Source organism: Agrobacterium tumefaciens (genome assembly GCF_013337285.1).
GTDB classification, from domain to species: Bacteria; Pseudomonadota; Alphaproteobacteria; order Rhizobiales; family Rhizobiaceae; genus Agrobacterium; species Agrobacterium burrii.
Genome location: NZ_SUPW01000002.1, coordinates 272,776 through 299,053, shown reverse-complemented (window position 1 = coordinate 299,053; position 26,278 = coordinate 272,776). Strand labels below are relative to the sequence as shown.

The window sequence follows — 26,278 nt, the reverse complement described above, 5'->3', positions numbered from 1 at the left end:
CCATGGACACCACAAGCTTCGACAAGACCAAGACCGAAATTGACGGCCCCATCCACACGTCGCTCCGGCACGACTCCGCCCATAAGCATGTGACCGGCAGCGCCGAATATATCGATGATATTCCCGAACCCGCTGGGCTCATCCACGGCGCGCTCGGCCTTTCCGACCGGGCGCATGCCGAGATCGTCTCGATGGACCTTTCCGAAGTGGAGGCCACACCGGGTGTGTTGTGGGTCATGACCGGCAAGGATGTGCCCGGCGAAAACGATGTCTCGTCAGGCGGCCGTCACGACGAGCCGTTGCTGGCCGAGACAAAGGTCGAATTTCACGGCCAGCCGATCTTCGCGGTCTTTGCCGAAACCCGCGATATCGCCAGAAAGGCGGCCCGCAAGGCAAAGATCACCTATAAGGACCTGCCGCATTTCACCGATATCGATACGGCAATTGAGAATGGCGGCGCGCTCGTCATCGATCCGATGACACTGAAGCGTGGTGATGCCAAGCTGGAAATGGATGTCGCGCCCCGCCGGCTGACCGGCACGATGCGGATCGGCGGGCAGGAGCACTTTTACCTCGAAAGCCACATCGCCATGGCCGTGCCGGGCGAGGATGACGAGGTGACGCTGTGGAGTTCCACCCAGCATCCGAGCGAAATCCAGCATATCGTCAGCCACATCCTGCAGGTGCCGTCCAACGCCGTCACCGTGCAGGTGCGCCGCATGGGCGGCGGTTTCGGCGGCAAGGAAACGCAGGGCAACCAGTTCGCAGCCCTCTGCGCCATCGCCGCCAAGAAACTGAACCGGGCCGTGAAAATCCGCCCGGACCGCGACGAGGACATGAGCGCTACCGGCAAGCGCCATGATTTCCGCGTCGATTACGAGCTTGGCTTCGATGACGAAGGCCGCATCCACGCCGTGGACGCCACCTATGCCGCCCGCTGCGGCTTTTCCTCCGATCTCTCCGGCCCGGTCACGGACCGCGCGCTGTTCCATGCGGATTCCAGCTATTTCTATCCGCATGTGCACCTCACCTCGCGGCCGCTGAAAACCCACACCGTCTCAAACACCGCCTTTCGCGGTTTCGGCGGCCCGCAGGGCATGCTGGGGGCGGAACGTTTCATCGAGGAAATCGCCTATGCGGTCGGCAAGGATCCGCTCGATATCCGCAAGCTGAATTTCTACGGCGAGACCGGCTCGGGCCGCACCACGACGCCCTATCATCAGGAAGTCGAGGACAACATCATTGCCCGTGTCGTCGAGGAGTTGGAGACCTCCAGCGACTATCGCACCCGACGCGATGCCATCATCGAGTTCAACAGGACAAGCCCGATCATCCGCAAGGGCATCGCGCTCACCCCGGTAAAATTCGGCATTTCCTTCACCATGACCGCCTTCAATCAGGCGGGCGCGCTGGTGCATATCTATAATGACGGCTCCATCCACCTGAACCATGGCGGCACCGAAATGGGCCAGGGCCTCTACACCAAGGTGGCGCAGGTGGTGGCCGATGCCTTCCAGGTGGATATCAACAGGGTGAAGATCACGGCCACGACCACGGGTAAGGTGCCGAACACGTCAGCCACCGCCGCCTCCTCCGGCACCGATCTCAACGGCATGGCCGCCTATGACGCGGCCCGTCAAATCCGCGAAAGGCTCATCAAATTCGCCGCTGAAAACTGGAATGTGCCGGAAGAAGAAGTCGTCTTCCTGCCGAACCGGGTGCGCATCGGCCTTGAGGAAATCGCCTTCAACGATTTCATCAAACGAGCCTATTTCGCCCGTGTGCAGCTTTCCGCCGCCGGTTTTTACAAGACGCCGAAAATCCACTGGGACCGCGCCGCCGGTCGCGGCACGCCGTTTTATTATTTCGCCTATGGCGCGGCCTGCTCGGAAGTGTCGATCGATACGCTGTCCGGCGAATACATGATGGAACGCACCGATATCCTCCACGATGTCGGCAAGTCGCTCAACCCGGCGATCGATATCGGCCAGATCGAGGGCGCCTTCGTGCAGGGCATGGGCTGGCTGACGACGGAGGAATTGTGGTGGGACGGCAAGGGGCGGCTGCGCACCCATGCGCCCTCCACCTACAAGATCCCGCTCGCCTCCGACCGGCCGAAAATCTTCAACGTTCAACTGGCGGAATGGTCGGAAAATGCCGAGCCCACCATCGGCCGCTCCAAGGCCGTGGGCGAGCCGCCCTTCATGCTGGCGATCTCGGTTCTGGAAGCCCTCTCCATGGCCGTCGCTTCCGTCGCCGACTACAAGGTCTGCCCGCGCCTCGATGCGCCGGCAACGCCCGAACGGGTGCTGATGGCGGTGGAACGGCTGAAGAAGGTTTGAGGGGGAGTATCCATGGAGCCTCGCCCCCTCATCCGTCGCTTCGCGCCACCTTCTCCCCGGCGGGGAGAAGAAATTTGCCGCGCCGCTGCACATTTCCTCAAAGCAAGTGAAGTGAGCGAAACCATGCCTCCGGGTTTCTTCTCCCCGCCGGGGAGAAGGTGGCGCGAAGCGCCGGATGAGGGGGCCAGCCCCAATGCCTGACACCTCCCTCTCCGCTTTCCTCACCCACGCCACCCCCACAATCCTCGTCGAAATCGAATCCGTAAAAGGCTCATCCCCGCGCGAAGCCGGCACCTTCATGCTGGTCTCACAGGAAGCCCTCTGGGAAACCATCGGCGGCGGGCAGTTCGAATATATGGCGATAGACCACGCCCGCGCCATGCTGCGAACGGGTGCCGCCGAAGACCGCATGGACATTCCGCTAGGCCCGGAAATAGGCCAATGCTGCGGCGGTCGCACCCTCATCCGCTTCCGGCGCATAACGGCGGAAATCGCCGCCGCGCTGGAGGCAAGGCTGAAGGGCGAGGCCGAGCAGCAGCCCGCCGTCTTCATTTTCGGGGCAGGCCATGTCGGCAAGGCGCTGGCTGAGGCGCTGTCGCTGTTGCCTTTGACCCTGACCATGGTGGAAACGCGGGAAGCCGAGCTGCGCGATCTTCCGGCCGGCATCGCATCCATATTGACCCCCATGCCGGAAGCGTTCGTTGCGAAAATCCCGGCAAACGGCGCGGCCATCATCGTCACCCACGATCACGCGCTCGATTTCCTGATTGCGAAGGAAGCGCTTGCCCGCGACGATCTCGCCTATGTCGGCATGATCGGTTCGAAAACCAAACGCGCCACTTTCGCCCATTGGCTGGAGCGGGAAGGAGAGCCCCCTTCCCGCCTTGCAAAACTCATCCTGCCCATCGGCGGCACGAGCGTCCGGGACAAGCGCCCTGCCGTCATAGCGGCCCTTGTGGCAACCGAGTTGCTGCAAGCATTTTCCGCTGCCGAAACCCGTCGCAACGAAAATCGACACGCCCATCCTCAAGACCAAGATCACGCCTGAGCCCATCGGGCAGGCTTTCATCGGCCAGATTGTCCGGCTGAAAGCTTTCAAGGGTAAACCGTTCCGCTGTCCGTAGACCCGCGCGCAGGCGGGACCACGCGCGCAAGAGTGCTGTGCGCATGTTCGTCTCCATTCAGAAATGTCAGAAGTCCAGTTGATGAATTGAGCTAAAAATGCTCTGGTTTCCGGAGAAAAACCAATGAAACCTTTGGCGGCTTGCATAAAGAGAACTTATCCATGAAAATGTCTCGCCAGTTCCCCCTGAATGCCCTGCGCGTCTTCGAAGCCGCAGCCAGACATCTGAGCTTCACCAAAGCGGGTGAGGAACTGGGCATGACGCAGACGGCGGTGAGTTATCAGGTGAAGCTGCTGGAGGAAAATATCGGCGAGCCGCTTTTCCTGCGCACGGCGCGGCAGGTGTCGCTGACGGAGGCGGGGCAGAAACTGGCGCCGAAGGTTGCGGAAGCCTTCGATATTCTGACGGAGGCCGTCGATAGTGTACGCGACACGCCCGACGCCACCTTGACCATCCATTCCACCGCCACCTTCGCATCGCGCTGGCTATCGCGACATCTGGGCGCTTTCCAACTGGAGCATCCCTCCATCGCCGTCAGACTGGAAACATCGGGAACACTGATCGATTTCAACCAGTCGGACTGCGATGTCGCCATTCGCTGGAGCAAAGATGACGTGAAGGGATTGACCTATCACCGGCTGCTTCCCGGCGTATACACGCCGATGCTGCATCCCGATCTTGCGCAGAGCATCGGCGGCTTGAAGCAACCGGAAGACCTGCTGCGGCTGCGCATCATCGATCCCGGTGACGTGTGGTGGAGCCAATGGTTCCGAGAAGTCGGCATCGAAAACCCAAATCTGGAGCGTTATCCGCGCAGCCGTCTCAGCGTTCAGGCTTTTGAAGCCGCGGCCGCGATCGCGGGTCAGGGTGTGGCCATGCTCACCCCTGAACTTTACGCCGACGAGATCGCGCTCGGGCGGCTCTTCCAGCCCTTCGGGCATCTTAGCAACGAGGGAAAGAACTACTGGCTGGTCTATCCGGAAAACCGCCGGAACATTCGCAAGATAAAGCTGTTTCGCGACTGGATACTGAAGCGGATCGAGGAAAGCCGACCCCTGCCGCCACATCAAAATCCCATATCCGGCGCATAAAAACAGCGTGGCGTATCCTCATCCGGAAACAGACAGAGATGATATTCGCCGTCCTCGGACCGTCTTGCCTCGCTCTGCGACCAGTTGAAGATATGCCGCCGCGTGACCATGCGGTGATCGCCGGGGGCGAGCGAAACCTCATAACCGTCGGGCGTGACACGAACGCTTCGCGTGGGGATCATCTGGCAGTCGCCGGTTTCGGCATCGCCATTGCAGCAATAGCTCTCATATTTGAACCCCTTGTGGGATTCATGGGCAAGTGCTGTGGCGTTGAACGCGAGCAGCAGAAACAGGACCGTCAGAACAAGGCGCATCGGCATGGTCTCCGTTGAAAACAACGGCGGTGCCGGAAGGTCATTGCGTCACTTCATTTAAAATCCAAGCATTCATGCACACCCGGACGCAACAGCACCGGGAACTGCGACATCCGCCCTCGATCTGCCCCGCCCCGGGGTTCGCAGCGCCCGCTTTCGGAATGAACCGCCAGCGAAAACATGTCATCGAAGCCTTCAGGCCCCGCAGCCCGATAGTCTAGCACATCGGCAGACCGCACGAAGGATAATAGCTGAGTCGCATTAGCCAGCTAAGCACAAACGACAGGGCGACAGCGTTTGGCGCAGCTTTACCGGGCTTGCCATCGCGCAATCCACATGCCGAAAGGGTTGTGCACACAAGCGAACCAGATTGTGAACAATCATCGCGTGGTGTTTGCTTTTCCCTTTCCTAACGGTCAAATTTCTCGCAAGGTGCGCTGCACAAGGATCAGGGGAACCGCATGTACGAATATGCCATTGCGTGGGAATGGATGGCCTTTGCCGTCCGCTGGCTCCACGTCATCACCGCCATCGCCTGGATCGGCTCTTCCTTCTATTTCATCGCGCTCGATCTCGGGCTGGTCAAACGGGCGCATCTGCCGCCGGGGGCCTATGGCGAGGAATGGCAGGTGCATGGCGGCGGTTTTTACCACATCCAGAAATATCTGGTCGCCCCTGCCCAGATGCCCGAGCATCTGACGTGGTTCAAATGGGAAAGCTACGTCACCTGGCTTTCCGGTTTCGCCATGCTCTGCATCGTTTATTATGGCGGCGCGGATCTTTTCCTCATTGACCATTCGGTGCTGGCGCTCACCCAGTTTCAGGCCATCTGTCTGTCGCTTGCATCGCTCGCCATCGGCTGGCTGTTTTACGATTTCCTCTGCAAATCGCCGCTTGGCAACAACACATGGGGCCTGATGATCGTGCTCTATGTCGCGCTGGTCGCGATGGCATGGGGTTATACGCAGGTGTTTACCGGCCGCGCCGCCTTCCTGCATCTGGGTGCATTTACCGCCACCATCATGTCGGCGAACGTGTTCTTCATCATCATTCCGAACCAGAAGATCGTTGTCGCCGACCTGATCGCCGGCCGCACGCCGGACCCGAAATATGGCCGCATCGCCAAACAGCGCTCGCTGCACAACAACTATCTGACGCTGCCCGTCATCTTCTTCATGCTGTCGAACCATTATCCGCTGGCTTTCGCGACTGAGTTCAACTGGATCATCGCAGCGCTGGTCTTCCTGATGGGCGTCACCATCCGCCACTGGTTCAACACCACCCATGCCCGCAAGGGCAAGCCGACATGGACCTGGCTTGCGACCGCCCTCATCTTCATCGTCATCATGTGGCTTTCCACCGTGCCGAAAGTTCTGACCGGCGAGGAAGAGCAGAAGGCGGCGACGCTTTCGCCGATGCAGCAGCAATTCGTCAGCGACGCTCATTTTACCAAGGCGCGGGATGTGGTTCAGGGCCGCTGTTCCATGTGCCACGCCGCCGAGCCGGTGTGGGAGGGCGTGCCCTTCACGCCTAAATCCGTGAAGCTGGAAACCGACGAACAGATCGCCGCCCATGCCCGCGAAATCTATTTGCAAGCCGGCCGCAGCCATGCCATGCCTCCCGGCAACATCACCGCCATCACCCCGGATGAGCGCAAAGTGCTGACCGCATGGTATGAAAGCGCGGTCTCCGGGGCTGGGAAAGCCGAAGGAAAGACCGAATGAGCATGGTTCTGCTGCGTGGCCGCCTGCTGAGCTTCCGCCGCGCGCCGCTCTCCATCGACGATACACAAAGCTATCTCTATATCGAGGATGGCGGCCTGCTGATCGAAAACGGCAGGATCGCCGCCATCGGCGACTATGCCAATATCCGCGAAAAAGCTCCCGAAGACATCGAGGAAAAGGACCACAGGCCGCATCTCATCGTGCCGGGCCTGATCGACATGCACCTGCATTTCCCGCAGATGCAGGTCATCGGCTCCTATGCCGCCAATCTGCTGGAATGGCTGAACACCTATACTTTCCCCGAAGAATGCCGTTTCGTCGAAACCGCCCATGCACAGCGCATCGCCACGCATTTTTACGACGAGCTTCTGCGCCACGGCACCACCACGGCCGCTGCCTATTGCTCCGTGCACAAGACCTCCGCAGACGCCTTTTTCACTGAGGCCATGAAGCGCAACATGCTGATGGTGGGCGGCAAGGTGATGATGGACCGCAATGCCCCGCAGGGCCTGCTGGACACGCCCGAAACCTCCTATGACGAGACCCGGCAGGTGATCGCCGACTGGCACGGCAAGGGCCGCAACCACGTCGCCATCACGCCGCGCTTCGCCATCACTTCCACGCCGAAACAGATGGAAGCCGCGCAAGCGCTGGCGCAGGAATTTCCCGATCTCTTCATCCAGACGCATCTTTCCGAAAATCTGGACGAGATCAAATACACCTGCGAGCTTTACCCGGAAGCGACCGATTATACCGATATCTATGTGCGCTACGGCCTGATGGGCAACAAGACCCTGCTCGGCCACGCCATCCACCTCTCCGAACGCGAAGCGGATGTGCTGTCGGAAACCGGCGCCGTCGCCGTACATTGCCCCACCTCCAACCTCTTCATCGGCTCCGGCCTGTTCCCGATGAAGAAGCTGCAACGGCGCGAAAAGCCGGTACGAATCGCGGTTGCGACCGATATCGGCGGCGGATCGAGCTATTCCATGCTGCGCACCATGGACGAGGCCTACAAGATCCAGCAATTGCTGGGCGAGCGCCTCAACCCGCTGGAAAGCTGGTACCTGATGACGCGCGGCAATGCCGAAGCGCTTTCCATGGTCGACCGCATCGGCACGCTGGACGCCGGCACGGACGCCGACATCACCGTGCTTAATGCCTCCTCCACGCCCGCCATGGCGCTGAAGATGGAAGTGGTGAAAAGCCTGACGGAAGAATTGTTCCTGATGCTGACCATGGGCGACGACCGCACGGTGGTGGAAACCTATGTGGCTGGCAGGGCAATGAAGAGCGTGCTGGCATAGTTCGGTTTGGGCCGAAACATAAAGCCGCTCACTCAATTATATCAGTCACATATTGGAGCGAACGGATGCCGCTTGTTTCTTCTCCCCGCCGGGGAGAAGTCCGCGGCAGCGGGATGAGGGGGCAAGCATGCGGTCAATCGCTGGCGTTGCCCCCTCATCCGACCCTTCGGGCCACCTTCTCCCCGGCGGGGAGAAGAACCGTGCCGCACTCGCTCGCTATACATGATTGCCTGACGCCATCTCGGCCGAATGCGAAAACGCTCTGGAGCACCCCGTGGCCAACTTCGACACAACCACCCTGCTCATGGTTATCGCAACCTTCATCGTTGCCGGCATCGTCAAGGGCGTGACCGGCATGGGACTGCCAACAGTCGCCATGGGCGTGCTCGGCCTCTTCATGCCGCCGGTCGCCGCCGCCGGCCTGCTCATCCTGCCCTCCTTCATCACCAATATCTGGCAATTGCTGGTCGGACCGGATTTCCGGGCCATCGTCAAGCGGCTGTGGCCGATGATGATCGCCATTGCCCTCGGCACCCTTATCGGCATCCGGCTGATGACGTCAGGCACCGGCGTCTGGACCACCTCGGCGCTCGGCCTGTGCCTTGCGGCTTACGCGGCCTATAGTCTGTTTGCCAGACCCGTCTCGATACCGGCCGGACTGGAACCAAAACTCTCCCCCGTCATGGGGCTGGCGACCGGCCTGCTGACCGGCGGCACCGGCATTTTCGTCGTGCCCGCCGTGCCCTATGTCCAGTCGCTCGGTTTCAACCGCGATGATCTCGTGCAGGCGCTCGGTCTTTCCTTCACCGTCTCCACCGTCGCGCTCGCCGCCGGCCTTGCCTCCCAGAATGCCTTTCACGTTGAGCATCTGTCGCTTTCCGCGCTGGCCGTGCTGCCCGCGCTCGCCGGCATGTGGCTTGGCCAGAAGATCCGCTATATCGTCAGCCCGGCGACGTTCCGGCGCTGGTTTCTCATCTGCCTGCTTTTACTGGGAGCCGAACTGTTTTTGCGGGCGTTCTGGTGATGAAAATCCGTCGATTTTGATGTTGCAGCCGCCACATTCATGCTATGTGAAGCCATCATTCAAATGTGAAGGCTTTATCCATGGGCAAAATCCTGACCATAGCGGACCTGAAGCGACAGGCTCAGCGCCGTGTGCCAAAAATGTTTTTCGACTACGCCGATAGCGGCGCTTGGACGGAAAACACCTACCGCGCCAATGAGGATGATTTCGCGAAGATAAAGCTGCGCCAGCGCGTGCTGGTGGATATGACCGACCGCTCGCTGGCGACAGAAATGGTCGGTGAGAAGGTTTCGATGCCGGTGGCGCTCTCCCCCACCGGGCTGACCGGCATGCAACATGCCGATGGCGAAATGCTGGCCGCAAAAGCGGCTGAGGAATTCGGCGTGCCTTTCACGCTCTCCACCATGAGCATCTGCTCGATCGAGGATGTCGCCTCGGTCACATCGAAACCCTTCTGGTTTCAGCTTTACGTGATGAAGGACCGGGACTTCGTCAATAATCTGATCGACCGCGCCAAGGCGGCGGGATGCTCGGCACTGGTGCTCACGCTCGACCTGCAAATCCTCGGCCAGCGTCACAAGGATTTGCGCAACGGCCTGTCGGCGCCACCGAAATTCACCCCGAAACATATCTGGCAGATGGCGACCCGGCCGAAATGGTGCCTCGACATGGCTCGCACCCAGCGCCGCAGCTTCGGAAATATCGTCGGCCACGCCAAGAATGTCTCCGACCTCTCGTCGCTCTCTTCATGGACAGCGGAGCAGTTCGATCCGCGCCTGTCCTGGAAGGATGTCGAATGGATCAAGGAACGCTGGGGCGGCAAGCTGATCCTCAAGGGCATTCTTGACGAGGAAGATGCGCGCGCCTCGCTCGACACAGGCGCCGACGCCATCATCGTCTCCAACCATGGCGGCCGCCAGCTCGATGGCGCGCATTCCTCCATCGCCATGCTGCCGAAGATCGTCGATGCTGTCGGCGACAGGGTCGAGGTGCACATGGATGGCGGCATTCGCTCCGGGCAGGATGTGCTGAAAGCGGTCGCGCTCGGTGCCAAGGTCACCTATATCGGCCGCCCCTTCCTCTACGGCCTCGGCGCTGATGGCAAACAGGGCGTGACGACGGCGCTCGAAATCATCCGCAAGGAAATGGATATCAGCATGGCGCTTTGCGGCAAGAGGCTGATCACGGATGTGGATCGCAGTATTTTGGCGTGATGGTGACGTAGAGTAGATGGGGCAGCGCCTCAGAGCCGAGGCGTCATGAAGTTTCGCCCTACGCTGCCTCCCTCATCCCTGTGCCTGTCACAGGGATCCAGCCAGCCCAAGTCCTTGGGCTGAAAGGAGTCTTTCCGTCGCGCAGACGCGCCGGCTGGATTCCTGTGACAAGCACAGGAATGAGGACAAGAGAGCCTAGTGCCCCACCGTCTTCGAAAACACATTCACGATCACCACGCCGGTGATGATGAAACCGAGACCGATAACGGCGGCAATATCCAGCGTCTGGCGAAACACGAAATAGCCGATGCCGGAAATCAGCACGATGCCGAGCCCGCTCCAGATCGCATAGGCAACGCCGACAGGGATCACGCGCAGCGTGAACGACAGCAGATAAAAGGCCGCGCCGTAAAACACCGCCATCAGCACCGTTGGCAGCAGCTTGGTGAATTGCTGCGACTGCTGCAGGAAAGAGGTCGCGATGACCTCGCAGATAATGGCCGCGACAAGCGCCCCATAGGTAAAAACAGCCGCGTTCATCGTTCCGTTTCCTTTTTCGTCTGGGCGATCATCCGGGCCTTGAGAGCCGCCCTGTCACCACCTGCCCTGCCATCATCGGCCAGCAGATCGGCAAACCAGATACCATCAGCCGCAAGCCGCACCATCTCCAGTACCACCCCGTCATCCGTATCTTTATGACGGGCAAGACGCCCCTCGACCCAGCTGGTCCACATGCGCCTGAGCGACGGTTCGCCGACCATGGAAACCGAGATCGCCGCCCATTGCCTGCCCGAATCCCGGTCGCGATCATCGAAAACCGCGTTGACATAGGCCCGCGTGAAGCTCCCATAAGCTTCACAATCCTGTGAGATGAGAGCATCGATTTCCGCATCCAGCGCGCCCAGAAGGTCCGCCATCACCGCCTCCAGCAAGACCTGCTTGGAGGCGAAATGGTGGAATAACCCACCCTTCGTCACCCCCGCCGCATCGGCCACCGCCTGCACGGAAAGCGCGGCAACGCCCTGATCAGCAGCAAGTTTCGCCGCGCAATCGAGAAGATTGCGGCGCACGATTTCCGGCTGTTTTTTACGTTCGTGAGCATTTGTCATGTTTGCAAACATACCGGACGGTAGGTTTCTTTTCAAGGAAATTGTGAGGGCAGCGGATGGGTTGAAATTCATACTTAATTAAGCATGAAAGCGATCTCTAAAGTTTTAGCGGTTTTGTTGCCTGAAAGTGTCAGTAAAACTTGAAATCAACAGCGGTGGTCAAACAAAAGGGGCGGATTATGTCGGGAACGGTCAAACGGGGAATGGCGGGAACATGGGTCTTCGCACTCGCCTTCTTTTGCGCGATCCTCTCATTGCAGGCATCGCCTGCGCAGGCCGGTTATGCCCATTTCATCATGGATGCCAATACCGGCAAGGTTCTGGCGTCCCGCAATGCCGATGTGTTGAACCACCCCGCTTCGCTCACCAAGATGATGACGCTTTACATGACCTTCGAGGCGCTGCATGCCGGCCGGATTCGCTGGGATCAGAAGATAAAGATGTCCAGGAATGGTGCAGCCGTCATCCCCTCCAAGCTTTATGTCCGTCAGGGCCAGACCTTCACCGTGCGCGAAGCCGTTTATGGCATGATCGTCAAATCCGCCAATGACATGGCGGAAGGCATGGGCGATCACCTCGGCGGCTCCGAGGCAAGGTTTGCCGAAATGATGACCCGCAAGGCCCGCCAGCTCGGCATGTCGAAAACGGTGTTCCGCAACGCTTCCGGCCTGCCCAGCAAATCGCAGGTGACGACAGCGCGTGACATGGCGAAGCTTGGCCTTGCGCTGCAGCGCGACTTTCCCAAAGAGTATGACCTCTTCGCCATGGAATCCTTCAGCTTCCGGGGAAAACGCATCCGCGGCCACAACAATCTGATGTATCGTTATCAGGGCATGGACGGCATCAAGACCGGTTACACCAATGCCTCCGGCTTCAACCTCGTCAGCGCCATCAACCACAATGGCCGCCGCGTCGTCGGCGTCGTGCTGGGCGGCAAGACCGCCCGCAGCCGCGATGCCCAGATGGCCGCCCTTCTCGACAAGGCCGTGCCGCAGGCATCGAGAAGCCGCAACACCGAACAGCTCGTCGCCAGCGCCAATGTCAGCCGCACCTTCGATGTGCCGCCCGCAGCCGTCCCGACCGCATCGGTACCATTGCCAATGTTTGCCGAACGCCGCTCCGACCCGGTCGCCATGCAGATCGCCACGGCCAACAACCAGATGGCCGACATGATCCAGGTCTCCGCCATTCCGAAACCCGCCCCCGCTGCTGCCACGGGCGAGAGAAGCCGCTGGGAAGTGCAGATTGCCGCAGCCGATAGTGAAGCCGCCGCCCGCTCCCTGCTTGCCAATGCGCGCTCGAACATCGGAAGCTATGCCGGGATCGCCCCCTATACCGAAGCGGTGCAAAGCGGCTCGGCAACCCTCTACCGCGCCCGCTTCACCGGCTTCGAAGACCAGTCTTCGGCGGTTTCCGCCTGCAAGGAACTGAAGGCGCAGTCTTACGCCTGCGTGGTGATGAATAGCGAGGGGTGAGTTTTACCGCTTGATCCAGCCATTCTCCAGCGCATCCGCCAGATACGGAATGCCATTGGCCCGCGCCATCTCGGCCATGGCCAGATTGTCGTAGCGGATATTCCGGAAATAGACCTGCCAGCCGCGCCCGGTCTCTTCCAGCACGGCATAGGTGGCGAGCGGATGACCGGCCTCGACGTGATGATCGAAGGGTGTATCGTCCTTCCAGCCGGGGCAGCCGACGCTGCCGGGATTGACGATCAGGCGGCCATCGGAAAGCTGTACCGCGCGGGGAATATGGGTATGGCCACACAGCATCAGCGGCTGCGCTATACCTTCCGCCCTCGCCTCGATTTCGGCGAGCGGCCGCAGTTTCAGCACACCTTCCGGCGAAAGCGTTTCCAGCCAATAGTCGAGATCGTCGCGCGGTGAGCCGTGGCAGCAATAGGCAACGTCTTTAAACACCATGCTGAACGGCAAAGTCTGCAGCCAGTCCAGATGCGCGGCGGTCATCTGCGCATGGGCCGGCCTTTCCCAGCTGCCCATATCCTCCGGTGCGCGCTCGATCAGTTCCCGGTCGTGATTGCCGCGAATGCTGGGTATCCAGTTGCCAACCAATACGTCACCGGTAAAACCCGCCTCCAGCGGCCCGCTGAAACAATCGCCGAGGTTGACGATGTCCTTGATGCCGAGCCTGGCGATATCCTCAAGCACGGCCTCCAGCGCAGCGCAGTTTCCGTGAATATCGGCAATGGCGGCAAAGATCATGGCGGTCAGCTTCCTCGATAGGTGGAATAGCTAAAGGGCGAAAGCAGCAGCGGCACATGGTAGTGGCCGCTCTCATCGGCAATGCCGAAACGGATCGGGATAATATCGAGAAAGGCCGGTTCCGGCAGCACAACGCCCTTGCCGCGCAGATAATCGCCGGCATGGAAAACCAGCTCATATTCACCCGCCTTAAAACTGTCGCCGATAAGCAACGGCCCACCATCCACACGGCCATCGCTATTTGTCTCGACTGTCTTGATCTTCTCGCGGTGATCACCCGACAGCCGATATAGCTCGATCTTCAGCCCCTCGGCAGGCGTGCCATGGGCGGCGTCGAGAACATGGGTGGTCAGACCGGTCATTACTTGGGCTCCGCGATCATGAAGGGCTCATCGAAAAAATATTCTTCCAGATTGTTGCCAGGCCCTTCGCGGTCGGCAACCAGAAAATCAGAGACCGCCTGCAACGGCATCAGGGGATAGTGCCAGACGTTGCGGCGGTAATTCACACCCTGATCCCCACGCGCCAGAAACACCTGCGGCCGCGTGGGTCTGCCACCGTCGTCTTCCGCAACGACGACGAGGAAAGGCCTGCCGGACAGCGGCGAAAAACTCTGGCTGCCGAGCGGATGCCGCTCCATCATCTCGATGACATGGGGGAACACCCGCGGCTGCCCGCGGAAAATATTGAGGATGATACGCGCACTCTCGCCCGCTGCCTCGGGTGCGGCAAGTGCATGGTGCCTCTCGGTCTGGCCGCCATTGATGTGGCGCATGGAAGAAGGCGTAATTTCGATCACATCGCCGAAGGATGCGAATGCTTGCTTGGTAAGGGGTTTTATGTCGAGATAATCAGTCAAATGTCATTCACCTTGGGCATGCCAGTTTCGGAGAAGGGAGAGACGCGCCTGCAAATCCGGAATGCTCTGCGTTATCGTTTTCCAGACGACCGAGAGCTCCGCCCGGAAATAATCATGCACGATCAGATTGCGCATACCCTTCATCTTGATCCAGGGAATTTCCGGGTGCTGCTGTAAAAACGCGGGGTAATGCTTGTCGAGTTTGGCAACCGCCTCGCCAATCAGGGCAAGACCCATCATGACCGCCATCTGCGTCCGTGTGTCAGAAGAAAAATCCGCCTCATCCATATCCTGAATGAAATCCCTTATTCTGGAGGCGGCAACATCCATTTCCTTCAGATAGAGCAGAAGCCGATCCGTACTCATACCGCTTTGGCTTCCTTCAGAACACGCGCTCTTATATCCGAATGCAGGCCACCTGTGGTGACAACGTCGACCTCGACACCAAGCAACGACTTCAATTCCTCCAGTAAACCACCCAGATCAAACAAAGTCGTGCCCGGCAGCGCATCCACCAGAATATCGAGATCGCTGTCCGGCCGGTCCTCACCGCGAGCGACGGAGCCGAACACGCGCGGGTTCGCCGCATTGAAGCGCTTTGTCGCTTCGCGGATCGCCTCCCTGTTCTTCTCCAGCACCTCGGACGGTCTCATGGTTCAATCTCCAGACAGCACGATCCTAGCAGAACGGCCACCGCTCGCCAATTCAGCCCTCCGGCAGCATCGCGGAAAGGCGCAGCCAGGCGATCTTTTCCACCTGCGCCGTCGCAGTCGCGAACTCTTGCGCCGCATCATTGCCGATGCGGGTCTCGAAGGCGGAAAGAATATCGTGCCTGTTCAGCCCCTTGACTGCGATGATGAAGGGAAAGCCGAATTTCTGGGTATAGGCGCTGTTCAGCTCGGTAAAACGCGCATGTTCCGCCGGCGAAAGCCGATCGAGCCCCGCACCTGCCTGTTCGTTGCGGCTATCAGCCGTCAGCTCGCCCGCAATCGCCAGCTTGCCGGCAAGATCGGGATGCGCCCGCAACACTCCGAGCCTTTCAGCCTCGGAAGCGCCACGAAACTGCGCGGTGAGTGCGGCGTGAACCACCTTCGCCGTCAAATCCCCCTCGAACGCGCCGGCGTCACAGGCCCGCTCGGCGAGGAAGGGCGAATGCTCGAACACACCGCCGAAACGGTCGACAAATTCCTGTCGAGTCACCATCAAAGCGTCTCCGGCTTATGATGATCATGCCAGTGCCGGGCGATCTCGATCCGCTGCGGGATCCACACCTTGTCATGGCTGAGCACATATTCGATGAAACGGCGAAGTGCCGCCGCGCGGCCGGGGCGGCCGACAAGGCGGCAATGCAGGCCGATGCTCATCATCTTCGGCGCGCCGTCAATGCCTTCCTGATAGAGCACGTCGAAAGCGTCCTTCAGATACGCGAAGAACTGGTCGCCGGAATTGAAACCCTGCGGCGTGGCGAAACGCATGTCGTTGGTGTCAAGCGTATAGGGAATGATCAGGAACGGCTCGTCCCCCGCTCCCTTCACCCAATAGGGCAGATCATCGGCATAGGAATCCGATGAATAGAGAAAACCGCCCTCTTCCATAACGAGGCGCAGCGTATTGTCCGAAGGCTTGCCCTGATACATGCCGTAAGGCCGTTCACCGGTCACCTCCTTATGCAGGCGCACCGCTTCGGTTATATGCTTGCGCTCTTCCTCTTCGGAGAAATCCTTATATTCCAGCCAGCGATACCCGTGGCTGGCAATTTCCCAGCCCGCTTCCTTCATGGCCGCGACCGCTTCCGGGTTACGGGCCATGGCCGCCGTCACGCCATAAACGGTGGTGGTGACGCCAAGACTGGTGAACATGCGCCATAGCCGCCAGAAGCCGGCGCGCGAGCCATATTCATAGATCGATTCCATATTCAGATTGCGCTGGCCGGGCCAGGGCTGGGCGCCGACAATTTCCGACAGCAGCGATTCCGACGCCTTGTCATTGTCGAGAATGCAGCTTTCACCGCCCTCCTCGTAGTTGATGACGAATTGCACGGCGATGCGTGCGCCGCCCGGCCATTTCGGATCGGGAACATCACGGCCATAGCCCACCAGATTGCGGGAGTAATTGTCGGAAATCATTCAGCCACCCAAGACATCTCTCCCTTGGCGGAAACCGATTTCGGGAGACATAAACAAATCTCCAAAGCGCGCCGGCCCGGAATGGGAAACGGCGCAAACTTTGGATATGCGATGCCGAACGGTATCATCCGCATCCGGAATGTCGAGATCAATTTTGCCGACATTCCGATGCTTTTTTGTATACGATTATGGGCGGCTGTTTCTCAGGCAATCTTGCGCGCGGAAACGCGGCCCATGGGATGCAGAGAGTGCACACGGAAAGGTGCACCCGGCTCATCCTCGATGAAGAGAGCAAGGCTGGAAAATTGTAGCTCCCGGGTCAGCAGCGGCTCGAAAACCTTGCGCACGGCACGCTCAACTCTCTGGCTGCTGGCAGGCTCAACACCACCCGTCAGCGACATCTGGAACCGGAACTCATCCATCACATGCGGGCTGCCCCAGCGATGCAGGTTGGTGAGCTGCGAGGCCGAAAGCCGGTCCGGATCGGCACGCTCAATCTCCGCCTCGGAAAGCGGCGCGCGATATCGGTCAAATTCCTGCACCACGCGGGCGGCAAAAAAATGCAGCACTTCGCAGGGACGCTCTGGAACGAGGCTGAAGACATTCCCATGCCTTGCTATCACAAGTTGCGGAAGCGTGAAAGGGTCCTGCTTGCCGGAAAAATACATCAGGTCGCGCAACAGCGCGGCCTCGGAGTGGCCCTCAGCAAGCCGGAAAGGCGCCTTGATCGTGCCATGGAAACCGTAACGGCGCGGCAGCGCCGTGTGGTACGAAATCTCCTGCATGCCGAGATCGATCATGCCCGGCGGCTCCACCGCCTGACCGGAATAGGCATCGCGCCCCAACCACGCGGCGGCTGCCTGCGTCAGGGGGTCATTGGGGGTAGGCGTGAAATGAATGGCGTATCGCATGCGCTGTCACCTCGCCGCAAAAGCGGCCAAACCGGCCTCGTTGCAGGCCAGCAAATAGGTGATTTGCGTGACAGATTAACGACGTGGACGGCCTGATCAGCACTTTCTAAAGTCCGTGACGGCAATATTCACGTGTTGTTGAAGGCGAAACCCGACGGGTACGTCAGGTGTCTCCCCGCACACGGTTTGCAACGCCGCATCGGCAAGAAAATGGGCAAGACCGAAGCTGACCTTGAAGCCACCCGAAAGCGCGACAAGCTTCGGATAGCCGGCAACCGACCCCACCATCGGGTCTCTCCCGACCGCCTTTGGCCGCAGGCCGGCCCACCGTTCCAGAACCGGTGCGTGGGCAAGCGATGGTACCACCGAGCACGCCTCGGCGAGCAGCTTTTCTAGCTTTTCGTCAGTGCTGAACGGCTCGGAAAAACAATCTTCGCTGGTACTGCCGATGGCGACAGTGCCATCCTCATGCGGCACGATGTAAAGGCCATTGAGGAAGACGACCGGCATGGACGGGTCGGCCGCCGCATCAAGAAGCGCTGCCTGCCCTTTCACCGCCTGCCCGAGCGAGACGCCCGCCGCAAGACCGAGTGCATCGCGGATCAAGGGGAAGGAACCGTGCCCATTGGCGACAATGGCATGGCCGAAGACAATCTCCTCCCCCGAAGACAGCATTGCCCGCCCGGCCTGCGGGTCGAGCGAAACCACGGAGCACCGTTCAACCGCCCGCACATGCCGGGCCGTGCGGAGAAAAGCCGACAGCAGGGCGATCATCGCGCGCGGCGAGACCTTCGCCGCCAGCGTATCCAGCACAAAGCCCGCCTGCCCTGCCGCATCATCCACCCAATCCAGGACAGAAGGGCTGTCGCCGACATGCCAATGGAATTGGCGCTCACCCGACACCCAGTTTTCCCCGGCATCCCGTTCGTGCCGCTCCGCGATGCCGCGCAGATGCGGCTTGGGCAGAGGAATGATCCGGCCGGAACGGCGATAACCGGCCGAAAGCCCGGTCTCGGCCTCCAGCCCGGCAATTTCCGTTTCCAGCGCCACAAGCGCATCGAACTGGAACTGCTTCTTGTCCGACCATCGATCCGGCATATGCGGCATCAAGGCGCCAAGCAGCCCGCCGCTCGCCCCGCTGCCAAGCTGCTCAGCCTCCACCAGCAGGGTGTCTATTCCCAGCCGCTCCGCCTTGACGGCGGCCCATAGCCCCATAATGCCGCCACCAACGATGAGGAGCGGCACGGAGCCCGGCAATCTTGGAGATTGACCCTGTTCGAAAGCAGGATTATCGGCATTAGCCATGAAAAATTCCAACGACTTTATCCCAGAGACTGGCACAGAGACCGGTTCCGCAACCGGAGAAACCCGTACCGCACTCGACTGGCGTGACGGGGATATGCCCTATTCGCTGGCCTTTGACGATCATTTTTATTGCCAGACGGATGGCAGGCTGGAATGCGGCCATGTCTTCCTGTGCGGAAACGGCCTGCCGGAGCGTTGGCTTGAACGGGAGGGCGTTTTCCGTATCGGTGAGCTGGGCTTCGGCACCGGCCTTAATCTCTGCGAGACATGGCGCCAGTGGAAAGAGATGCGCAACGGCCGCTCCATGCTGCATTTCATCTCCTTCGAGCTTTACCCGATGAAGGCGGACGAGATTGACCGGGCGCTTTCCCGCTGGCCGGAGATCGATACCGAGCGCAAGGCGCTTGTCGCCCTCTGGCCGGAAGAGCCGCAAGGCAGGGTCGACATCGCACTGGATGACGAGACACGCCTGACGGTGGTCTGCGGCGAGGCCTTTGCCGGAATCTCCAGCAGCGATGAGAATTTCGACGCGTGGTTTCTGGATGGCTTCGCGCCGGCGCGCAATCCGGACATGTGGTCGCTGGAAATCATGCAGGCGCTCTTTGCCAAAACGGCGCCGGGAGGCACATTCGCCACCTATGCCGCCGCCGGTTTCGTTCGCCGCAACCTCATCGCCGCCGGTTTTGATCTGGAGCGCCGCAAGGGCTTTGCCGGAAAGCGGGAGATGCTCTGCGGCACCAAACGGCCCACCTGAGGCAATTCCGAACCGTCGCCGCGCCGGATGATTCAGACGCCCGGCGCGTCACGGCGGGGCATGGCATCCCCCAGCCATTGCGCGATCTTGTCCTCGAGAATTTCAGGACTGATCGGCTTCGACAGATAATCATCCATGCCCGCCTGCAGGCAAAGTTCCCGGTCAGCGTCCTGGGTATGGGCGGTAACACCGATGATCGGCACATGCCGGCCGTCGGCGGCGGCCTGTTCGGCGGCGCGGATGGCGAGCGTGGCCTGATGGCCGTTCATGACAGGCATCGAGACATCCATAAGGATGATGGCGGGATTGTTCTCCTCCCACGCCTGAACCGCCTTCTTGCCGTTGCCGACGATCAGGAACCGCAAACCCGCCTGCTGCAAAATCTGGGTGAAGACGATCTGGTTGACGTCATTGTCCTCGGCCACCAGCACGTCGATCAGGCTCGGCCGGCGGCGTTCGGAAACAGCCGGTACCACTGGCAGAATGCGCGGTTTCTTTTCAGCCAGACGCCTTTCCCGGCGTACGGTTCCGCCGCCTGCCTCCAGCGCCAGCGGCTGCGACCTAGCGCGCTTCAGCCGCACATCCCGCACCACATCGAACAGGGTGGAGCGCAAAAGCCTCGCCCGCGCCGGTTTCATCAGATGCGCCTGCACGTTGAGATCGGTAAACAGCGTCTCGTCACCCACCACATCCATGGAGGTCAGGAACACGATGGCAATCTCATCGAAACGCTGGTCCGCACGAATGCGCTCGACCACATCCAGCCCGTTCATGAAAGGCATATGATAATCGAGGATGATGGCATCGATGGCAAAGCCGAGCGACACGGCCTCCTGCAGTACGGCGATGCCGGACGGACCGTCCTCCACCGCATGCCCATCGATGCCCCATGTCCGCAGTTGCTCCGTCAATATGCGGCGATTGACATCGTTGTCGTCGATGACGAGCACCCGGATATCGTCGATCGCCATAGCGGAAAGCGGAACGTCGCGCCGTTTTTCGGTGACCTGAAATGGAATATTGACCTCGAAGGTCGAACCCTTGCCGACTTCGCTGACGACATTGATCGAACCATCGAAAAGACCGACAAGGCCGACCGTGATCGCCAGTCCAAGCCCTGTTCCCTCGTGCCGGCGCGTCGCCGAACCATCCACCTGACTGAACTTGTCGAAGATGGTCTCCAGCTTGTCAGGCGGAATGCCGATGCCGCTGTCTTCAACGCGCAGCGAGAGCATGGTTTCGGACGCCTCAGCCGATTGCGCGGCAAGCTCGATCAGCACATGCCCCGTTTCGGTGAATTTCACGGCATTGCCGACGAGGTTGGTGACGATCTGGCGGAACCGCCCGGCATCACCCATGACCTTGCCGAAAACCGACGGATCGATCCGGATGACCAGTTCTATGTCCTTTTCCAGCGCCGCCGAGGACAGAAGCGAAACCACATCCTCCACCGCTTCGGCCGGATCGAAAGGCACGCTGCGCAGCTTCATCTGCCCGGCCTCGATCTTGGAAAAATCGAGAATGTCGTTGATGATCGTCAGAAGCGCATTGCCTGACTTGACGATGATATCGGTGAAAGTCTTCTGGCGCGTGTCCAGATTGGACTTGGCCAGAAGCTCCGCCATGCCGAGCACACCGTTCATCGGCGTGCGGATTTCATGGCTCATATTGGCCAGGAATTCCGATTTGGCGCGATCCGCCGCTTCCGCCCGCGAAAGCAGCCGCTGCAACTCCTCCTCGCGCATCTTCATCTCGGTCACATCGGTGACGATGACGAGCCAGTAATTGCCGGAACTGTTGGTGGCTTCCAGATTGAGCCAGGTTTTGCCGGCCACATGGATGAGCCAGGAAAACGGCTGGTTGGCGGCGATATTGTCCTTCCAGGCGGCAAGCGTTGCCGCCGCCTCCTCGGCGGTGCCGAAATCTCCGCGCTTGGCGCAATGGGCAAAGAAGCCCGACCAGTTGTGGCCTTTTTCCAGCAGATGCGGCGGCACGTCGAACATCCGCGCCATCGCTTCGTTGGACATGATGATGGTGCCCTGCTCGACCAGCACCAGCCCCTGCGCCATGGCGCGCGTGGCGCCCTGCATATATTCGCCGACGCGCTCCAGCTCGGCCTTGGCCTTCATGATCTCGGCGTCGCGCATGCGCACATCGGTCACGTCGGCATAGGTGCTGAGGATTTTCCCGCCATCGAGGCGGGTTTTCGAGATGACGGTGACCTTGCCGCTTTTGCTGCGCACTTCGCGGGCGGCAGAGGCTTCCTTGCTGAGAAGCCGCTCCGTTCGCTGGTTATAGAGATCGTCGAACGACATGTCGCCATAGTCGTAAAGGCCGCTTTCGAAATTCAGCTCCATGAATTCGCGATAGCTTTTGCCGACCAGCGATTTCTCGCCGCCGATTTCGCCCCAGACCTCGTAAAAGAACGGATTGACATATTCGATGACGAGATCGGCGTTGATGAGCAGCACGCCCACCGGCAGGGCATGAAGAATCGTCTCCAGCTGGCGGTGCAGCGCTTCGGCCTGTGCCTGCGCCGCAATCAGCGCATTTTCGCGGTCCTGCAACAGGCTGACATCGGTGACCGAGCCGACCAGATAATATTCGTCGTCAGGCGTCGCCACCCGACCGAGGCGGGTGATGACGGGAACGGAGGTGCCATCCGGCAGCGGCAGGGTTTCGGCCTTCTCGATTGCTTCGCCCGTTTCAAGCAGCCGCTCGTTTTCAAGCCGGGACTGCTCACCGGTCGTCGGGAACATCTCGTTTTCGGTCTTGCCGATAAAATGGGCGAGATCGCCTCCGACAAATTTTTCATAGGCCGCATTGGCAAAGGTCAGCCGCCTGTCATGATCCCGCAGAAACACCGCCACCGGCAATTGCTCCAACGCGGCACGCAGCAGCCAGGTCTCGCGGATCTGTGTGCTGAGCAGGGTCTCATGCGCCTTGAACTCCGTCACGTCGATGCGCAGACCGACCAGCATGCCGTTCTCCAGCCGCTTGTTGACCATGCGCACCCAGCGGCCATCGGCAAACTGCGATACCCTTTCCAGATAGGGCAGGGAAAAATCCCGCAATTGCTCCTGCATCCACGTGTCGAAAGCCGGATCGCCTGGTTTTGCGTCGCTGTAACCACTCGAAAAATACACCGCCTCCATCAGCGTCTCGAGCCGCACACCCGGTTTCAGCTCCACACCAAAGGCGCTGTAAAAGTCCACGAAGCGGTTGTTACAATAGATCAGCCGGTTTTCACGGTCATAAATCACGATGCCGGCATCGATGAGATCGATCACGCCGCTGCCGAAAAGGAGGTTGGAGGCGCTGTCGCCGCCCACGAAATTCTCCACCGCAACCGGTGGCATATCCTCAAACACTTCGAACAGGAACAGATTGCCGTCATCGCCGGTGAAGCGTTCGCAGCGAAGCGTATATGGCCCGGAAGAAGCTGCACCATGGCAGGCGAGTACCTCATCCGTGGCGAAAACCAGCGAGCGACGTTCCCTGTCTTCGCGCTCGGCATCACGAACATCTGCGGACAGGGAAAGGCTGGTGTGTCCCACAAAAGCTTTAGGCGGGCGCCCCATGACCCGGCCATAGGCGGCATTGACCATGAGATAGCGCAGCTCGCTGTCCTTGATGCACGCGGGCAGGTCCAGGGCGGTGACGGCCCTGTAAGCTTTTTCCAGCAACCCGCTGCCTTCGGTCAATCGATACTCCACACCGTGCAGTTCCATTTCTGTCGAATCAAATATTTCCGGATATCGTCGTAAAAACGTTATGTGATAAAATCGCCGTTTGCTATGTACCGAGCGGCACCGCTACCCTTTTTTAACCATAATTGTTCGCCCCGACGCACCATTCCCACCATAACCGGCCGACCTTGCGCATGGCTGCCATGCGTCGCCGGACAGCGGCGTTATAAAACTATTGCTTGACTTTAACGCGCAAAACGCCCACATGCCGGTCAAGCTTTCACCTTCGGCAGCCGCGTGAGCTGCAGCGTATGTCCAGAACGATCTGGCCCGCATGAAGGAAAAGCGCAACGAATACAGAAGACGGCGTTTGCCGCACTGATGCGCAGAAAGTTATTCCAACCCACAAGTTCCCAATTCACGCGGGGTTCTTGACGTCAAAACCACCGGACAGCAGCCCTGTTCCGGCTGAGTTTGTTTTGGCGCCCCGAAAGGCAATATATTGACCAGTTTTAGCGAACTCGGCCTCTCTGAAAAGATTGTGGCCAGCGTTACCCAGCTTGGCTACACCACCCCTACCCCCATTCAGGCAAAAGCCATTCCGCTGCTGCTTGAAGGCCGTGACCTCATCGGCCTCGCACAGACCGGCACCGGCAAGACCGCAGCCTTCGGCCTGCCGATCATCGAAATGCTGATGAAGCAGGCCGATCGTCCGGCAAACCGCACCACCCGCACCCTCATCCTCGCCCCAACCCGCGAGCTGGTGAACCAGATCGGCGAAAACCTGCGCTCCTTCGTGAAGAAGACGCCGCTGCGCATCAACCAGGTTGTCGGCGGCGCGTCGATCAACAAGCAGCAGCTGCAGCTGGAAAAGGGCACGGATATTCTCGTCGCCACCCCCGGCCGTCTGCTGGACCTCATCGCCCGCAACGCCATCTCGCTCTCGAAAGTCACCTATCTGGTGCTGGACGAGGCCGACCAGATGCTCGATCTCGGCTTCATCCACGATCTGCGCAAGATTTCCCGCATGGTTCCGCCCAAGCGCCAGACGCTGCTCTTCTCGGCAACCATGCCGAAGGCGATTTCCGAACTTGCCAGCAACTTCCTGACCGACCCGATCAAGGTCGAGGTTACACCTCCGGGCAAGGCTGCCGACAAGGTCGAGCAGTATGTGCATTTCGTCGCCGGCAAGAACGACAAGACCGACCTCTTGAAGAAGTCGCTCAACGAGAACCCAGACGGTCGCTCGATCGTGTTCCTGCGCACCAAGCACGGCGCTGAAAAGCTTTACAAGCACCTCGAACATATCGGCTTCAAGGTCGCCTCCATTCACGGCAACAAGAGCCAGGGCCAGCGCGAGCGGGCACTCAAGGGCTTCAAGGACGGCGAGATCAAGGTTCTGGTCGCAACCGACGTTGCCGCCCGCGGCATCGACATTCCGGCCGTGACGCACGTCTTCAATTACGACCTGCCGGAAGTGCCGGATGCCTATGTTCACCGCATTGGCCGTACCGCCCGCGCCGGTCGCGACGGCATCGCCATCGCTTTCTGCGCACCGGACGAAACCCGCCTGCTGCACGACATCGAAAAGCTGATGAAGATCGATATCCCGGTCGCATCAGGTGAACGTCCGGCCGGTCTCGCCAGCCCGACGCGCCCCAACAACAACCGTGGCGGCCGCAACAATAATGGCGGCCAGCCGCGTGCTCCCCGCGAAGGCGGACGCCACAATGGCGATCCCCGTCCTTCCCGTCACCGCGACCACGCTCCGCGCGATGCCGACAACGATCTGGAAAACACGTCCGACTTCAAGCGCGTCAAGACCGCTGAAGGCGACGCAGGTCGTCCGTCCGGCCCCCGCAAGCAGCGCCGCCCGGCCCGCAAGCCCGGCGGCAGCGGTAGCAACCGCCATGCACCTGCTGGCGGCAACGGCCAGGAAAAGCGCGCTTCCGGCAATGGCAACGGCAATCGCGGCCGTAGCCGCTGAGTCGTTCTGCTTGGATTGAGGGCGCTCGGCATTGCCGCGCGTTTCTTCTCCCCTAGGGGGAGAAGGTGGCCCGAAGGGTCGGATGAGGGGGCAACGTTGCCGTATCTCACCACCCTTGCCCCCTCATCCCGCTGCCGCGGACTTCTCCCCCTCGGGGAGAAGAAACAAGCGGAAGCCGCTCGCCAATCAAGCCCCGCAAGCCACCAGCCTGCGGGGTTTTCTTTGCCGTCACCCGCCATGCGCAACCGGCCGACGCCGGGACGGCAAGGTCATGGCCAGCACGCCGGCGATCACGCAGACAAGCCCCACCCACATGGCTGGTGTCGGCACCTCCCCCAGAAATGTCATGCCGATGGCGACACCGACCGGGACCCTCAGATAGGCCTGCGAGGTGGTGCCGACCGAGCCGAGCGTCTGCATCAGCCGGAAATAGATCATGAAGGCGAGCGCGGTTGAGAAGACGCTGAGGCACACGAGCGCCGTCAGCGATGCGGATGAAGGTGACAATGTCCAGGGCCGATCAACGATCAGGCTGACGGGCAATAGCAGGACCGCACCGCAGATCAGCGAGCCAGCAGCGGGCATGATCGGATCAAGCCCCCTAAAATTCTTGCCGAATATCGCCGCACAGGCATAAGAAAACGCCGCTGTCAGCACGGCAAGCTGGCTCCATATCGCCTCGCCCGCACCGCCCAGCGCCTCCATGCCGATGATGAGGCAGACACCCGTCATGCCGGCGATGGTGCCGAACAGCTTGCGCCCGCTCACCGCCTCGTGCCGGATGACCAGCGCGGTGAGAAGAAAGGTGAAGATCGGCGTCGTTGCATTGAGAATGACGGCAAGACCGGCATCGATGCTCTGTTCCGCCCAGGCGATCAGCGTGAAGGGCAGGACGCTGTTGATGCAGGCCTGAATGAAGAACAACCGCCAGGTCGCAAAATCCTTCGGCAATCGCAATCCACGCAGCCGGATCACCGCATAGAGCAGCAGACCGGCGATCAGGGTTCTCGCGGCGATGAAGGTGATGGGCGGAATGGTCTCCACGCCGATCTTGATGAATGTATAGGACGCGGCCCAGAGCGTGGACAGCAGGACGAGCAGCAACAATTCGCGGGCAATGGGATTTTGAATGGTCACGGAGCGATTTTCCAACTGTGTAGAAGATGAACCCTTTCT

Annotated in this window: 24 protein-coding genes; 10 read left to right on the top strand and 14 right to left on the bottom strand. The window is 60.2% G+C overall.

Going from position 1 to position 26,278, the window contains the following annotated elements; genetic code table 11:
- Positions 1 to 2: 2 nt before the first annotated feature.
- The 3 genes from xdhB to FCH38_RS07285 all read left to right on the top strand — a co-directional run bounded on the left by xdhB (position 3) and on the right by FCH38_RS07285 (position 4,557).
- Positions 3 to 2,342, top strand: a complete 2,340-nt coding sequence (gene xdhB, locus FCH38_RS07295; RefSeq protein WP_174373355.1) for a xanthine dehydrogenase molybdopterin binding subunit — start codon at positions 3 to 5, stop codon at positions 2,340 to 2,342.
- 193 nt (positions 2,343 to 2,535) lie between these two features.
- Complete coding sequence (xdhC, locus tag FCH38_RS07290; protein ID WP_174373354.1) at positions 2,536 to 3,390, top strand: xanthine dehydrogenase accessory protein XdhC; 855 nt, start codon at positions 2,536 to 2,538, stop codon at positions 3,388 to 3,390.
- 237 nt (positions 3,391 to 3,627) lie between these two features.
- Positions 3,628 to 4,557 (top strand): LysR substrate-binding domain-containing protein, encoded by a 930-nt coding sequence (locus FCH38_RS07285; RefSeq protein WP_174373353.1) that lies wholly within the window; start codon positions 3,628 to 3,630, stop codon positions 4,555 to 4,557.
- Here FCH38_RS07285 and FCH38_RS07280 read toward each other — a convergent pair.
- Positions 4,533 to 4,871, bottom strand: coding sequence for a hypothetical protein (locus FCH38_RS07280; protein ID WP_174373352.1), 339 nt, complete (start codon positions 4,869 to 4,871; stop codon positions 4,533 to 4,535). The genes FCH38_RS07285 and FCH38_RS07280 overlap by 25 nt on opposite strands.
- Before the next feature lie 461 nt (positions 4,872 to 5,332).
- On the opposite strand from FCH38_RS07280, the gene puuD reads away from it, so the two are divergent.
- The 4 genes from puuD (at position 5,333) to FCH38_RS07260 (ending at position 10,140) form a co-directional block, all read left to right on the top strand.
- Positions 5,333 to 6,595, top strand: coding sequence for a urate hydroxylase PuuD (puuD, locus tag FCH38_RS07275; protein WP_149899972.1), 1,263 nt, complete (start codon positions 5,333 to 5,335; stop codon positions 6,593 to 6,595).
- Complete coding sequence (gene guaD, locus FCH38_RS07270; RefSeq protein WP_174373351.1) at positions 6,592 to 7,902, top strand: guanine deaminase; 1,311 nt, start codon at positions 6,592 to 6,594, stop codon at positions 7,900 to 7,902. The genes puuD and guaD overlap by 4 nt, the downstream gene beginning before the upstream one ends.
- Positions 7,903 to 8,206: 304 nt before the next feature.
- On the top strand, positions 8,207 to 8,926 hold the full coding sequence (locus FCH38_RS07265) for a sulfite exporter TauE/SafE family protein (RefSeq protein ID WP_174373648.1): 720 nt from the start codon (positions 8,207 to 8,209) through the stop codon (positions 8,924 to 8,926).
- A gap of 80 nt (positions 8,927 to 9,006) precedes the next feature.
- The gene (locus FCH38_RS07260) at positions 9,007 to 10,140 is read left to right on the top strand and encodes an alpha-hydroxy acid oxidase (protein ID WP_174373350.1); all 1,134 of its coding nucleotides are present in this window, start codon (positions 9,007 to 9,009) and stop codon (positions 10,138 to 10,140) included.
- 195 nt (positions 10,141 to 10,335) lie between these two features.
- Here the strand turns inward: FCH38_RS07260 and FCH38_RS07255 are convergent, their stop codons facing one another.
- Complete coding sequence (locus FCH38_RS07255) at positions 10,336 to 10,680, bottom strand: DMT family transporter (RefSeq protein ID WP_149899968.1); 345 nt, start codon at positions 10,678 to 10,680, stop codon at positions 10,336 to 10,338.
- The gene (locus FCH38_RS07250) at positions 10,677 to 11,261 is read right to left on the bottom strand and encodes a TetR/AcrR family transcriptional regulator (protein WP_174373349.1); all 585 of its coding nucleotides are present in this window, start codon (positions 11,259 to 11,261) and stop codon (positions 10,677 to 10,679) included. The genes FCH38_RS07255 and FCH38_RS07250 overlap by 4 nt, the downstream gene beginning before the upstream one ends.
- A gap of 191 nt (positions 11,262 to 11,452) precedes the next feature.
- On the opposite strand from FCH38_RS07250, the gene FCH38_RS07245 reads away from it, so the two are divergent.
- Complete coding sequence (locus FCH38_RS07245; RefSeq protein WP_174373647.1) at positions 11,453 to 12,724, top strand: serine hydrolase; 1,272 nt, start codon at positions 11,453 to 11,455, stop codon at positions 12,722 to 12,724.
- A 3-nt stretch (positions 12,725 to 12,727) separates the two neighbouring features.
- Here the strand turns inward: FCH38_RS07245 and FCH38_RS07240 are convergent, their stop codons facing one another.
- The 9 genes from FCH38_RS07240 to FCH38_RS07200 all read right to left on the bottom strand — a co-directional run bounded on the left by FCH38_RS07240 (position 12,728) and on the right by FCH38_RS07200 (position 18,672).
- Entirely contained in the window at positions 12,728 to 13,471 is a 744-nt protein-coding gene (locus tag FCH38_RS07240) for a metallophosphoesterase family protein (protein WP_174373348.1), read from the bottom strand.
- 5 nt (positions 13,472 to 13,476) lie between these two features.
- Positions 13,477 to 13,833, bottom strand: coding sequence for a hydroxyisourate hydrolase (gene uraH / locus FCH38_RS07235; protein ID WP_174373347.1), 357 nt, complete (start codon positions 13,831 to 13,833; stop codon positions 13,477 to 13,479).
- Complete coding sequence (locus FCH38_RS07230; protein WP_174373346.1) at positions 13,833 to 14,330, bottom strand: ureidoglycolate lyase; 498 nt, start codon at positions 14,328 to 14,330, stop codon at positions 13,833 to 13,835. The genes uraH and FCH38_RS07230 overlap by 1 nt, the downstream gene beginning before the upstream one ends.
- A gap of 3 nt (positions 14,331 to 14,333) precedes the next feature.
- Positions 14,334 to 14,696 (bottom strand): DUF86 domain-containing protein, encoded by a 363-nt coding sequence (locus FCH38_RS07225; RefSeq protein ID WP_174373345.1) that lies wholly within the window; start codon positions 14,694 to 14,696, stop codon positions 14,334 to 14,336.
- Complete coding sequence (locus FCH38_RS07220) at positions 14,693 to 14,983, bottom strand: nucleotidyltransferase family protein (RefSeq protein ID WP_149899961.1); 291 nt, start codon at positions 14,981 to 14,983, stop codon at positions 14,693 to 14,695. Before FCH38_RS07220 ends, FCH38_RS07225 begins: the two co-directional genes overlap by 4 nt.
- 52 nt (positions 14,984 to 15,035) lie before the next feature.
- Positions 15,036 to 15,533, bottom strand: coding sequence for a 2-oxo-4-hydroxy-4-carboxy-5-ureidoimidazoline decarboxylase (gene uraD / locus FCH38_RS07215; protein WP_174373344.1), 498 nt, complete (start codon positions 15,531 to 15,533; stop codon positions 15,036 to 15,038).
- Entirely contained in the window at positions 15,533 to 16,456 is a 924-nt protein-coding gene (puuE, locus tag FCH38_RS07210) for an allantoinase PuuE (protein ID WP_174373343.1), read from the bottom strand. Before puuE ends, uraD begins: the two co-directional genes overlap by 1 nt.
- Before the next feature lie 203 nt (positions 16,457 to 16,659).
- A complete protein-coding gene (locus FCH38_RS07205) occupies positions 16,660 to 17,367 on the bottom strand; it encodes a DUF1045 domain-containing protein (protein ID WP_153514894.1) in 708 nt (235 codons plus the stop codon).
- A 96-nt stretch (positions 17,368 to 17,463) separates the two neighbouring features.
- Positions 17,464 to 18,672, bottom strand: a complete 1,209-nt coding sequence (locus FCH38_RS07200) for an NAD(P)/FAD-dependent oxidoreductase (protein WP_174373342.1) — start codon at positions 18,670 to 18,672, stop codon at positions 17,464 to 17,466.
- Between FCH38_RS07200 and mnmD the strand changes: the two genes are divergently transcribed.
- Positions 18,671 to 19,426, top strand: a complete 756-nt coding sequence (gene mnmD, locus FCH38_RS07195) for a tRNA (5-methylaminomethyl-2-thiouridine)(34)-methyltransferase MnmD (RefSeq protein WP_174373341.1) — start codon at positions 18,671 to 18,673, stop codon at positions 19,424 to 19,426. The genes FCH38_RS07200 and mnmD overlap by 2 nt on opposite strands.
- A gap of 32 nt (positions 19,427 to 19,458) precedes the next feature.
- Here mnmD and FCH38_RS07190 read toward each other — a convergent pair whose 3' ends face one another.
- Entirely contained in the window at positions 19,459 to 23,157 is a 3,699-nt protein-coding gene (locus FCH38_RS07190; RefSeq protein WP_174373340.1) for a response regulator, read from the bottom strand.
- Positions 23,158 to 23,617: 460 nt separating this feature from the next.
- On the opposite strand from FCH38_RS07190, the gene FCH38_RS07185 reads away from it, so the two are divergent.
- A complete protein-coding gene (locus tag FCH38_RS07185; protein ID WP_149899954.1) occupies positions 23,618 to 25,102 on the top strand; it encodes a DEAD/DEAH box helicase in 1,485 nt (494 codons plus the stop codon).
- A gap of 228 nt (positions 25,103 to 25,330) precedes the next feature.
- Here the strand turns inward: FCH38_RS07185 and FCH38_RS07180 are convergent, their stop codons facing one another.
- Complete coding sequence (locus FCH38_RS07180) at positions 25,331 to 26,239, bottom strand: EamA family transporter (protein ID WP_174373339.1); 909 nt, start codon at positions 26,237 to 26,239, stop codon at positions 25,331 to 25,333.
- Between the last annotated feature and the right edge of the window lie 39 nt (positions 26,240 to 26,278).